13 protein-coding genes are annotated in these 12703 nt (G+C 45.0%); all 13 read right to left on the bottom strand.

Annotated elements, in window-relative coordinates:
* Nucleotides 1-95: 95 nt before the first annotated feature.
* Nucleotides 96-1127 carry a thiamine-phosphate kinase gene (gene thiL, locus G3570_RS05065; protein ID WP_165139946.1) on the bottom strand — a complete coding sequence of 344 codons (1032 nt, stop codon included), beginning with the start codon at nucleotides 1125-1127 and terminating at the stop codon, nucleotides 96-98.
* 81 nt (nucleotides 1128-1208) lie between these two features.
* Nucleotides 1209-1667: an ExbD/TolR family protein gene (locus G3570_RS05060; protein ID WP_165139944.1), complete on the bottom strand. Its 459-nt coding sequence runs from the start codon at nucleotides 1665-1667 to the stop codon at nucleotides 1209-1211.
* 6 nt (nucleotides 1668-1673) lie between these two features.
* Nucleotides 1674-2216, bottom strand: a complete 543-nt coding sequence (locus G3570_RS05055) for a biopolymer transporter ExbD (protein WP_249066718.1) — start codon at nucleotides 2214-2216, stop codon at nucleotides 1674-1676.
* 10 nt (nucleotides 2217-2226) lie between these two features.
* Nucleotides 2227-2496 (bottom strand): hypothetical protein, encoded by a 270-nt coding sequence (locus G3570_RS05050; protein ID WP_165139942.1) that lies wholly within the window; start codon nucleotides 2494-2496, stop codon nucleotides 2227-2229.
* A gap of 33 nt (nucleotides 2497-2529) precedes the next feature.
* On the bottom strand, nucleotides 2530-3237 hold the full coding sequence (locus tag G3570_RS05045; protein ID WP_165139940.1) for a MotA/TolQ/ExbB proton channel family protein: 708 nt from the start codon (nucleotides 3235-3237) through the stop codon (nucleotides 2530-2532).
* A 168-nt stretch (nucleotides 3238-3405) separates the two neighbouring features.
* Entirely contained in the window at nucleotides 3406-5409 is a 2004-nt protein-coding gene (locus G3570_RS05040) for a protein-disulfide reductase DsbD family protein (protein WP_165139938.1), read from the bottom strand.
* 44 nt (nucleotides 5410-5453) lie between these two features.
* Entirely contained in the window at nucleotides 5454-5909 is a 456-nt protein-coding gene (gene rplI / locus G3570_RS05035) for a 50S ribosomal protein L9 (RefSeq protein ID WP_249066716.1), read from the bottom strand.
* A gap of 14 nt (nucleotides 5910-5923) precedes the next feature.
* Complete coding sequence (gene rpsR, locus G3570_RS05030; RefSeq protein WP_165139936.1) at nucleotides 5924-6175, bottom strand: 30S ribosomal protein S18; 252 nt, start codon at nucleotides 6173-6175, stop codon at nucleotides 5924-5926.
* Between the two features lie 29 nt (nucleotides 6176-6204).
* Nucleotides 6205-6594 (bottom strand): 30S ribosomal protein S6, encoded by a 390-nt coding sequence (gene rpsF, locus G3570_RS05025; RefSeq protein ID WP_165139934.1) that lies wholly within the window; start codon nucleotides 6592-6594, stop codon nucleotides 6205-6207.
* Nucleotides 6595-6788: 194 nt separating this feature from the next.
* Nucleotides 6789-8240 carry an NADH-quinone oxidoreductase subunit N gene (locus G3570_RS05020; protein WP_165139932.1) on the bottom strand — a complete coding sequence of 484 codons (1452 nt, stop codon included), beginning with the start codon at nucleotides 8238-8240 and terminating at the stop codon, nucleotides 6789-6791.
* Between the two features lie 5 nt (nucleotides 8241-8245).
* A complete protein-coding gene (locus G3570_RS05015; protein WP_165139930.1) occupies nucleotides 8246-8536 on the bottom strand; it encodes a 4a-hydroxytetrahydrobiopterin dehydratase in 291 nt (96 codons plus the stop codon).
* Between the two features lie 12 nt (nucleotides 8537-8548).
* Nucleotides 8549-10153, bottom strand: coding sequence for a complex I subunit 4 family protein (locus G3570_RS05010; RefSeq protein ID WP_165139928.1), 1605 nt, complete (start codon nucleotides 10151-10153; stop codon nucleotides 8549-8551).
* A 13-nt stretch (nucleotides 10154-10166) separates the two neighbouring features.
* The gene (gene nuoL / locus G3570_RS05005; RefSeq protein ID WP_165139926.1) at nucleotides 10167-12188 is read right to left on the bottom strand and encodes an NADH-quinone oxidoreductase subunit L; all 2022 of its coding nucleotides are present in this window, start codon (nucleotides 12186-12188) and stop codon (nucleotides 10167-10169) included.
* Between the last annotated feature and the right edge of the window lie 515 nt (nucleotides 12189-12703).

The raw sequence follows: 12703 nt of genomic DNA, 5'->3' as shown, positions 1-12703 counted from the left end.
ATCTATATCTGTTAGTAGTACAGGGTGGCTTACGAAAGGTTCTCCTTAATGTTGTGCAATATTATAACGCAGAAACTGTCGGTATATTGAATGATTTAATTATCTTCAGTAAAGCTGACCAGCTCACCTTCTCCGGTTTGCATCACCGGAGCATCATACTCTGAGGTAATTTTGCCAATAACCGTAAAGTTAGAAAAAGTATCGGCTAATTGCTCTACCTGTTCTTTTTTTAAGGTAAATAGCATTTCCAGATCTTCACCGCCATATAAGGCATATTTATCAACGTCTTCCTTCATTTCATCCGCCACCTGCCTGGTTTCCAGCGCGATAGGAAGTGCCGCCTGGTATATCATGGCACCGGTATCGGATGCATCGGTGATATTTGACAATTCACTTACAAGGCCCTGGGTCAGATCAATCATCGACGAAGGCAACATCTTAAGTTCTTCGAGAGTATCAATAAATTTTTTCTGGGCAAAGGGAACCAGTTGTCGCTGCACTACATACTCGTAATCTTCCAGGTCGGGTTGAAATTGCTGTTGCTGACTATCCTGCCAGTATTCTTTCTCTCTCAAAAGAATTCTGAGTCCGGCAATAGCACCTCCAAGATCACCCGTTACGCAGACGGCATCTCCTTCCTGTGCACCTCTGCGATATACAATTTCTTCTTCCCCAACCGTTCCCTGGCAGGTAATGCTCATGGACAATATCTGATGCGATGCTGTCAAGTCACCCCCAACAACCTGGAAATCATGTTCTGCCCCGCAAGAATAGATGCCCTTATAGATCTCTTTAACCATATCAACAGAGAGCTTGTTAGGAAGTGCCATATTCACCAGCAAGGAATCGGGTTTTCCTTTCATGGCGTAGATATCACTGATTGCCGAGGAAGCTACCTTATAACCGAGATGATTTAGAGGCGTATAGGTGAGATCGAAGTCTACACCTTCCATAAATGTCTCCGAGCTGAGCAAACTGTATGCACCTTCGCGGCAAGCTAGTACTGCGGCATCATCTCCCACCCCATTAATTACGGTGTCTTTCTGAACTGTGGAATTTTCCATCAGCTCATTGATGAGCTCTTTTCTGCCCAGTGATTGTATAGTTCTGAAATTGTTTTGATCCATATAGATATGTCACTTAAAAAATAAAAGGCAAGTACACATAGTGCACATGCCTTTTAAAACCTTGTACCCAAAAATTTTGGATTATCCTCCGGGATTACCTTCCGGTTTTGTAGAGTAGTTTATTCTGAGTGTTCCTGCTTCGCGAAGTTCCTGCTGGATATCGTTTACGATACCGGCTTCAGTCTCTTCATCAATACGCAGGGAAACAATCAGTTTAGGTTGTTCCTGGAGTTTGTCGTACATGAGTTTTCGAATAGCAGCTACATCTTCGATGAGTGCATCATCGACCTGGATTTTGGTAGGTCCAAGCCGGTTGCCTGAGAGACGTTCCGGCCCTACGTAAACGTAGCTGACCAGACGCTTCTGTTCGATTTTTTCGATGTTCTCAGCTTGGGTAAAATTAACTCGTACCTGCAACTCAACCTCTCTCAGTACGGTGGTAACCATAAAAAAGATGAGCAGCATGAATACGATATCAGGCATCGCCGTTGTCGGCACTTCCTGACTGGTATTCGAAGATTTCTTCTTAAAATGTCCCATAATTCGTTATCCTTCGTCAGGCTCTGCGATTGAAATTTTCTTTGGATAGAGATCCTTTATCTGCTGGAACTCTTCGCTGTCTTCACCGAGTTGGTCCAGACTTCTACCAAAGCGTTCCTGTGCCGCCGTGTTTCGTATCTCATCGTAGGCACCCATAACCTCATCAAGCATATCTATGTATACCCGGTAGGGCGTTGCCCTGTCAGTTTTAAGAGAAACGATAGCTTTATCAGGAGAGACAGATAAGTTTGGATCCTGACCGTTATTGGTAACGAAATCTTTAACTTTCTGCTTTACTTCCGTAATCGCCGTGGGCGTGTCATCCATAAGAATCAAGCCTTCGGCGTTCACCAGAATCTTAAGCATGTTGCGCTCCTTAATGGGAGGCGGTTCAACATTTTCTTCCGGCTTCGGCGGTAATACCATACCAATTCCCGTGTCCACATCAATAGTGGTTACCAGGAGAAAAAATATGAGTAGCAGAAAAGCAATATCTGCCATGGAAGAACCGCCGACTTCGGGATCTTCTCTTTTTCTTTTCTTCAGCATAACAGTAATCCTAGAGGTTAAAAGTACTTCTAAAGCCGGACAGTACGATAAACAGTAACATTGCTGCCATCATAAATATCATGGTTGCAATACCTGCTTCATTGAAGCTGCCGGTTATACCGTATGCAACGCCATAGACTGCGAATGGTACCAGGAAAGTGATGATCTTCTTAAAATCCTGCTTACCATTCTTGATACTTCTGGCGCCTGCAACGATAATTGCAATAACTCCAAGTCCTATCAGTCCCGCTGCAATTCCAAGTCCAATTACACTATACATGTTGTCACCTTTATGTTGATTGGAATGTTAAGATTATTCACCAGCGGGATTTGAAGCTGAAGGACTTCCGCCTTGCTTCATTTCAACGATAGAGTCAATCAGCGTGATGGAAGATTCTTCCATTTCGGCAATGAGTCTGTCGATCTTGGAAACGCAGTAGTTATAGCCTACCTGTAGAATAATACCTGCAAGAAGACCTGAAGCAGTTGTTAAAAGTGCTACTTTAATACCTCCGGCAACCAGGGTAGGCGAAATATCACCTGCAGCTTGAATAGCATCGAAGGCCTCGATCATACCTACAACTGTTCCGAGGAAGCCGAGCAGCGGTGCAATGGCAATAAAGAGAGATAGCCAAACAAGTCCTCTTTCAAGGAAACTCATTTCAATAGAACCGTAGGCTGAAATTGCTTTCTCAGCAGCTTCAATACCTTCATCCATACGCATCAGTCCGGCTTGGAATACAGAAGCAACCGGGCCGCGGGTTTCAGAGCACAATTCCTGTGCAGCAGGCACGCCGCCTTCCTGAAGAGCTTCCTGAACATTGACTACGAACTTACGAGTATCGATGTCAGCAAGGTTAAGTGTGATAATTCGTTCGAGAAATATGGCCAAGCCTAGAATGAGAGCGATTAGTACCGGCCACATCCAGCCGCCACCTTCATTAAACTTTTCAACGATTACATTAAAAAAGCCTTGATCAGCTCCAGCTTGTAGAAGGAAGAGAGCTATTGACGATGTCATACGATTACTCCTATTTTATTATTTGATTTAATTTTTTTGGGCTCACAAAGTTGCAAAATTATAGATCATTTTGACTTAAATGTCAAAATAACAAAAGCAGTTATTTGGTAAATAACAGGCTGTTTAAAAGCTTTAACACTTAAATAAAATAACACTTAAGGAATTTACCTAATTCAATCCCACCTTAGTGTCAGATTTCTCTAAATTGCGGTATCTGTTTAACCCATTTTCCAGAAAACTCTGGAATTCATCCTTGTCGGAATATCCCACCAGCTGACTGATTACATTTCCGGTATGCGGATTTACAATAACGTAGGTAGGTAATGCAACCGTACCGGTCAGCTGGAATTGAAATTTTTGGTTCTCGGGTCCGTCCGTTCCATCATCAGTATAAAGACGAACCTTTTCCATTTGTTCAAAATTATTTTGTATAGGCTCCAAGGGAAATACATTGGACTCCATCGCGCGACAGTTTGTACAGGTATAACCGGTAAAGTCTATAAACACAGGCTTGCCTGAGGTCTTGGCAACTTCAACGGATTCATCGTAGTTTTCTGACCAGTTTTCCCACTCTTCTCCGGAATCGGAGCCACCACCCCTTTGGGAAATAGAATAGACTACACTTACATCGGTAGCCTGTTTAGGCGGAAGCCACGCATCCCAAATTCCCAGCGAAGCACCTAGCAGTCCCGGTATCAAATAAAAGCTAAAGAGGAAAAACGGAATTGCCAGCATTAATCGGCCCGTACCGATCTGATTTGGCTTGGTTTCGTGCTTTACGGAGTAAACACCTAATATATAAAGACCGGCCATCAAGAAGATTGCAATCCAGGCTGCAATAGTCAGCGGACGTGAGACGAGTCCCCAGCCCCAAACCAGGTCGGCGTTGGAAAGAAACTTGAATGCGGCAGCCAACTCAATGAAACCGAGCAGTACCTTCACAATATTCATCCAAGAACCACTCTTTGGCAGGGACTCCAGCCAGCGTGGGAAGAGAGCAAAAAGTACAAAAGGACTGGCAAAAGCGGCCGAGAAGCCCATCATTCCTATGATAGGATAGAACCACTCGCCTCCGGCTGTCGCAGCCAGCACGCCTCCAACAAAAGGAGCGGTACAGGAAAAGGATACCGCGCTAATGGTCAGGGCCATGAACAATACGCCCGTCAAACCTGAGCTTTCGTTACTCTTGCGGTTCAACCAGTTTGTAACCTGATATGGAAGACGAAGCTCGAAAGCTCCCAACAGACTGACTGCAAATACAACCAGCACCAGTGCAATCATCAGATTAACCCACGGATTGGCAGCAAATTGGTTGGCCCCGGATGCCCCAATTAATAATGCAAGCAGTGCCCCGAGTATGGTGAAGGTTAGTACAATAGCAATTCCAAATCCAAAAGCCTGTCCTACAGCCTTACCCCGTTGCCCCTCTTTCTGTTTTGAAAAGAAGGAAACCGTGAGCGGGATCATGGGAAAGACACAGGGTGTCAAAAGCGCAGCGAATCCGGCTGTAAGTGCCAGCCAGAGGAATGAGAAAATACCGTCTCCACCAAAGCCTCCGGCAGTTGCCGAACCGGTGGTTGACTCATCAACCTGCGCCCCACCGGTTCCTCCGGATGATCCGTCTGCGGAAGAAGCGGCAGGACTACCAGAATCACTTTCGGTCAATCCTTCATAAGGCTGGTCAGCCACACCCGATATGGTGATTCCCTTGGTTATGGATTTCCTTTTGGGCGGCAGACACGATTTATCATCGCACACCTGGTACAGAACCTCTACGTCAATCATAGAGCTGCCCGAAGCATCCGTCTGAAAAGCTAACGGAATCGTAAATGTTGCATTTGAAGTATGCCATCCAAGGTCGGTTTCAAAGTTGGGATCGTACTCTATGACCGCCTCTGACTCGCTGACATCCCCGGCTAGTTGAAGCTGGGGGTTCTTGGATGAAAACTGTGTTGGATAGGGTCCTGCGTCGGGATCGTTGGCAATAGAATAGAGATGCCACTCACCTTCAATGGTAGCTTCTACGGTAATCTCAAAAGCTTCACCGGCTTTTACAGTTTCCGGAGCCTGAGATACTTCGAATGAAACCGGGTCAAGTAGCTGGGCCTGAACAAAAAATGGGGATAACATCAGCACGATGATCCCCATTGCTATTTTGGAAGTAATTTTCATCAACAAAAGTTTAGGTATTAATTGCTTCACGCATCAGGCGTTTATTACTCTTTAACTACCCAAACCTTAATCTGCTGCTTAATTTCTCCAATAAGATTTACGGTAGCCGTATACTCGCCCAGCGTTTTGATATCCTGATCGAGTTCGATCTTACGACGATCTATCTCAATGTCACGTTCCTGAAGAGCATCAGCAACATCCTGGTTCGTTACGGTTCCGTGGATTCGCTCATCCTCACCAACCGAAACAGAAATAGTTACGGATGTCGTTTCAAGACGTTCTGCCATCTCTTTGGCAGCTTCAACAGTAAGTTCGGCTCTGCGTTCAGCACTTTCTTTAATAGCATCCAACTGCTTCAACGCTCCCTCGGTAGCCATGATGGCTTTGCCTTGGGGAATCAAATAGTTACGGCCGTATCCTGGCTTAACATCAACGATGTCACCGGACTCACCTAACTTATTAACGTCTTCTTTAAGGATTAATTTCATTTGATTTGGCATAGTAAAAAAGTCTTTTATCGAAGGTTATCAGCTACATATGGAATCATACCGAGAAAACGGGCGCGTTTGATGGCGCGGGAAAGTTGTCTCTGGTATTTGGCACTGGTTCCGGTTACACGGCGGGGAAGAATACGTCCCTGGTCGTTCATGAAACGCTGCAGTACTTCCGTATCTTTATAATCGATGTACTCTATACCCGCTTTGGTAAATTTGCACTCACGGGTTCTGATGTGTCCTTTCTTCGGATGTGATGGATTCTTAATCATAATATAAAATCTTTTCGGTTAGGGCTTTTTTAATCTTCGTCTTCGTCGTTCTGCTCTTCATCATCGTCGAAGGCAAAGATATCGGGAACGGCATTTTTCTTCTGGAGTTCGCGATGACGCAACATTTTGGCGTCATATTTCAGCGTTAGGTAGCGCATGATATTATCATCAATGCGCATGGAACGCTCCAGTTTTTCAATCAGATCGCCGGGTGCGTCAAAAAAGGCATTTACATAATACCCGCTGGTCTTACCGTCCATTTCAAACTCAAACTTCCGGATTCCCCATTCATTAACTTCATCGATTTCTCCATCGTTACCTTTGATGAAATCGGTAAATTTACCAATTATTTCCTCGTACTGATCGTCTTCCAGCACAGGATTAATAATATAGGTTAGCTCGTAATAATTTTTACTCATGTGATATGTTTTTTCCTTTGGGTGTTTTCGGTTGAAAACAGCCGATCCGATCTATTCGGACCAGCAGGTCTCTGTCTCGCCGGCTAGAGGGCGGTTGACAGGCTTGCAAAAATAGCGTTTTTAATTTGGAAATACAATTGGAGATTGGACAAAATTATTCCACAGAGTCTCAGTGTATCTCTATGAAACAGCTACTATGGCATAAATCTGGAAGCTACCCAGTCACCAGAGTAGTAAGAGCTAAGCAACTCAGTTAATTCGCCCGGGGCGATGCCAAAATAGATGGTAAGAATTGTCAGCACCAGCAGGCTCCCTTTGAACAACCACCCGGCATGAACCAGAGGCAGGTCCTTGTGTGGCTCCCGCATGTAGAGATAAACCATAGGACGGAGATAGTAGTAAACACTAGCTGCACTAGCCAGAACACCAATTACAGCAAGTGTGATCATTCCGGCATTAATGGCCGCAGCAAAAACAAGGTACTTCCCGATAAAGCCGATCATTGGAGGTATACCGGCCAGGGAAAAAAGGAATATGGAGAGCATAACTCCCATCATGGGACTCTTGAATCCTAGTCCCGCATAGTTGTTTATATCGGTAAAGTCGAGACCTTGCTGGCGTTCGTAATAGGCTACAACACCAAAGGCCCCAACATTCATGATGGTATAGGCAAACAGATAGTAGAGCACCGCACTGTACCCTTCCGGGGTTCCGGCCGCCAAACCAACCAGCAGATAACCGGCATGGGCAATACTCGAGTATGCCAGCATCCGCTTGATGTTATCCTGCACCAAGGCAATGATATTACCCAGTATCATGGTGATAATAGAAATGATAGCTATTACTTCGCTCCACTCTCCTATGTCTGAGGGCAGCATTCTGGAAAGAATCAAAATCAGCGCCACAAAAGTAGCTGACTTGGAAGCAGTGGCCATGTAGGCAGTAAGCGTGGTAGGTGTACCCTGGTAAACGTCCGGCGTCCACATGTGAAAGGGTACTGCAGATATCTTGAAGAAAAATCCAACCAGCAGTAATCCGGCACCCGCGATAAACAACAGATCGCTACTTGCCCCGGCAGCAATTTCATAAATATTCAGTGACCCGGTGGCTCCGTATAACAGCGCCATACCGTAGAGCAGGAATCCGGTCGAAAAAGCACCCAGCAGAAAATACTTCAATGCCGCTTCCGCTCCAATCTTTTCCTCTTTAATGAGACCCGCAAGCACATAGAGACAGACTGACATCGTCTCCAGCCCCAGAAAGATCATTATAAGATTATTGGCAGCGGCCAGTCCGAGCATACCGGTTGTTGCAAAAAGAACCATGGCATAGACTTCACCAAAATTATGATCGATAGCCTGAAGATACTCCCTGGAAATCAGCATGCAGAACAGGGACCCGAATAACACTACCATACTGCCGAATGCGGCCGTTCCGCCATAGGTGATCATGCCCGAAAAGGCTTCTCCGGTCGGCCCGAGCATATCAAAAATCGAAACACCGAGTGCGGCAACCAATGCAAATATGGTCAGTCCGAATATCCCATCATGGTCATCCTTATAAGAATCTATGATGATGACCAGCAAACCGGCAACGGCGACAATGATACCGGGTAAAAAAGAATAAAGATCGTGTAAATAATCCATGCAGCTTATTTGTTGTACAGTGACTCAATACTTTTGGCAAGCTTCAGGTCTTTCTCTGTTACCTTACCGCCTGCGTCATGGGTACTGAGTGCTATTTTAACAGTATTGTATACATTAAAGATTTCAGGATGATGTACCTGCTCTTCGGCTTCAAATGCAATGCGCGTAATAAAAGCCAAGGCATCACGGAAATTTTCAAAAGAAAACTCTTTGTTTAGCTTGTCATCTTTGTGACTCCAGCCATCCAGATCGGAAAGTGCTGAAGAAATCTCTTCATTCGTTAACGGTTTAGCCATAATGCTATACCCTTAATCTTTGGTTTTCGAAGCTAGTTCAGATGTAACATCGTAAAACTCACTGGCCCATTCAGGCAAATCTTCGGTTGACGATTGCTGCCTGATAGCCATGCTCTTTTCTTTAGATGATTCGATCAATTCGTTGATTTGAACTTCAGAGTATTGCGTGAAATCAACCGGACGAATACCAATCCAGAACATGAAAATCATCAATGGAACAAGCAAACCGATTTCGCGGGCATTCAGGTCAACAAGTTTATGGTTCTCTTCATTGGTGACCGGCCCGAACATTACCCGCTTGTACATCCACAACATATACACAGCTGCCAGAATAACACCTAGTGCAGCAAAGACCGTGAATGCATTCTGCGGAAGCACTTCAGAAACAAAAGACCCGTTCAATATCAAAAATTCACCGATAAATCCGTTGAGTCCCGGCAGACCGATGGAGGCTAGAGTCGAAATCATAAACATTACGGCAAAGACAGGCATAATCGAAGCAATTCCTCCAAAATCCTCGATCATCCGGGTATGAGCACGATCGTAGATCATACCGACAATAAGAAAGAGTGCACCGGTAGAAAGTCCGTGATTGATCATCTGCAGCAGGGCACCTTGAACGGCAATCGTATTAAAAGCAAAGAGACCAAGTACCACAAAACCAAGGTGACTAACCGAAGAATAGGCAACCAATTTCTTAACATCTTTTTGAACCATGGCTACCAGGGCGCCGTAAATAATACCGATGACGGCAAGCGTTGCCAGGTAAGGTGCAAATTCCATAAAGGCATTAGGAAACAGTGGCAGGCATATTCTTAATAGTCCGTAAGTACCCATCTTCAGCATAATTGCGGCAAGCACCACAGAGCCGGCTGTCGGTGCCTCGGTATGCGCATAGGGCAGCCAGGTATGAAATGGAAACAGCGGTACCTTGATACAAAAGGCTAAAGCGAAAGCAAGAAATAGATACGTTTGTTCTACCAAACCGATCTGGTAGGCACTGCTGCTGAGAAAACGCCAGTCGGTAGTAAAGTTAACTCCCTGCATGGCGCTGCCTGCGTCGTATCCCAAATAGATCAAACCAACCAGCATGATCAGCGAACCGACCAATGTGTAGATAAAGAATTTGACGGTGGCATGTACACGCCCCTTTCCTCCCCATATTCCAATCAGGAAGTACATGGGTATCAGGGAAAGTTCAAAAAATACGTAGAAGACAATTAGATCCAGAGAAGCAAATACTCCCATTGATGCCGTTTGAAGCAGTAAAAGCATGGAATAGTATCCTGCCAAATGCTTCTTTACAGAATCCCAGGATGACAAGACCACGATAGGACCAAACAATGTGGTGAGCATAAAGAGAAGCAGGCTCAACCCGTCCAGCCCGACCAGGTACTTCACGTCAAGTCCCGGCAGTATCTGATCACCGACTGTTGCAAACTGCATCGCTGATGAGTTGGCAATATCAAAATTAAAAATCAGCGGCAGAGATAGTAAAAAAGTAGCACTGGTCACAACAAGACTGATCCACTTGGTTGCCTTGTCATTTCTGGTCACAATAATTCCCAGAATGCCGAGAAGAGGTAAATAAATGCAGAGATTTAACAGTAGCTCCATTATAGAATTTGTTTTACAGGATCAGCAAACTTAATACGATTATAACTCCAATGACCAGTGCCAGGGCATAAGTGGATGCCACACCCGTCTGTATGTATCTAAAGAGACTGCCAAAGAGCTTGACAACGCCTCCGACAGTATTGACAAAACCATCCACTATCTTCATATCAAAAACAGCCAATCCGCGATCGGAAAATTTGACGATTGGATTTACGACAACGCCTTCATAAAGCTCGTCGAGACTGTACTTCTCTTTCCAGGTCTGGTAAAGGGTGCCGAAACGTGCAGCGAGTCGCTCGTCTGACTCCTCTGTGGCTCCGCTGCCATACATTCTGTAGGCCACCCAAACTCCGGCTACAGCTATTATGATCGATACGAACATCAGAGTCCATTCCAGGCTGTGCGAAAGAGTGAGCTGGGCATCAGCCGTGACATTGTACAACCAATTGTGCAGCAGATTGATATGCTCTTCCTGGTGCGTAAAAGTAGCCAATAGGAAATTAGGCACACCAAGGAAGCCTCCGACTACCGACAACCCTCCAAGGGTCCATAGCGGAATGGTCATGGTTTTCGGACTTTCATGCAGGAATTTTTCAGCACCCTCTGCCCCATTAACTTTCGATGGCAGCTTGAATGGGCCGTTAAATGTCCCAAAGGTAAGTCGGAACATGTAGAATGCCGTAAGAAATGCCGTGATAATACCTATTACCCACAGGCCTAAATAAAGCGCTCCCGCAAATTCACCGAAGCCTGCATTAAATGTGTAGGCTAAAATTTCATCTTTTGAAAAGAATCCTGCCAAGGGCGGGATACCTGCAATGGCAATAGTAGCAATCAAAAAAGTTTTATATGTAGCCGGCATGTACTCTTTCAACCCGCCCATAAACCGCATATCCTGCGGATCGAAATGCACATTAGAGCCTTCTTCATGAAGTCCATGCTCAACATGTTCCATAGCGTGAATCACCGAACCGGAACCGAGGAAGAGGCAGGCCTTGAAAAAAGCATGCGTTACTACATGAAACATGGCTGCAGTGAATGCACCTGACCCAAGAGCTAAAAACATATAGCCCAGCTGAGATACCGTAGAATATGCCAGTACCCGCTTAATATCATTTTGTGTTAGGGCAATGGTGGCTGCTACAATAGCTGTCAACGCACCGATAACCGCGATAATCATCATCACCTCGGGTGACATGACAAACATCGGCGACATGCGTGAAATTAAATAAATACCTGAGGTTACCATCGTAGCCGCGTGAATCAGTGCCGAAACCGATGTAGGACCGGCCATAGCATCCGGCAGCCAAACAAAAAGCGGGATCTGGGCACTTTTACCGGTTGCCCCGATAAACATCAGGAACGCAATCCAAAATTTGGCCTCTCCCGGAATGGCCTCCAGGTTTGCTAAAATCGTATCAAAACTGAGGCTACCCACGTGTTGGAAAGTCAGAAACATGGCCACTAAAAATGCGAAGTCACCTACCCTATTATACCAGAAGGCTTTATTGCCGGCTGCGGCTTTCGACATGTCGCTGTACCAGAAGCCGATCAGGAGGTATGAGCAGAGCCCTACTCCCTCCCATCCAAGAAAGAGCAGCAACAGGTTATCGGCCATCACCAGGTTCAGCATGGCAAAGATAAATAAGTTCAAATAGGCAAAGAACTTCCAGTAGCCTTCGTCATGCCACATATATCCTATGGAGTACAGGTGAATCAGAAAACCCACCCCGGTAACTACGAGGGTCATCAGAACAGAAAGCTGATCCATCTGGTAGGCGATGTTCGCCGTAAAGTCACCCGCATGGATCCAGGTAAAAAGCGTGGTGATGATTGGCTCGGAATCCTGCGAAATGTTCAAAAAGAAATAGAAGGCAATCAGAAAAGGTATAAAGACAGCAAGGTTTGCAATACTGCCAATAAGTGCTTTTTTGTTTCGGTACCCGGGAGAGCTGAGTCCGGCGAGACCGTTAATGATAAAGCCCAGCAAGGGCAGACCAACAATAAGACTTGTAAATAAAGACGCTGAATCCATTAACCGGTTATTTCAGATTTGTAAATCCTCTAAATTTTCGCCCAAAAGGTAGCCAATACAAAAAGTAAACCCAAGGGTAAATTTGTAGATGGCAAAGATACAAAAAAGTGAGTGAAGGTAAAGGGGAATGAGGAAGTAATCTCTATATTTTTGCTGTCTCCGGTTATCTAAAATCGGTCTTGATAAGGGGTGGCTTTAAATATATTTAAGGTTGGTATTATTTCCCCTATGTCAGGCTAAAGATATTAGTGGCTTCCAGAGCAGAGCACAAGAGACTGAACAAAAGTTATTTTGCTAAATACTTGGATTAGTACTTTTGGGCGTCCAAAAGTATCAATATTAACCAATTAAATTGCAGGTAGTTTCACTGCTTCCCGTGTTCTACCAGGGATGCAATTTATAACTGATACTTTCTACAACTACCGATGAAAATAAAGAGTCCTTCACAACGCTCGCACATGAAGAGAGTCTATATTCACTCTTCGCCCTAGTATTAAAATATTTTGGATAAAAAG

The organism is Halalkalibaculum roseum, assembly GCF_011059145.1.
GTDB lineage: Bacteria > Bacteroidota > Rhodothermia > Balneolales > Balneolaceae > Halalkalibaculum > Halalkalibaculum roseum.
Note: the sequence above shows the minus strand (reverse complement) of the source record. Positions and strands in the feature narration are given on the sequence as shown.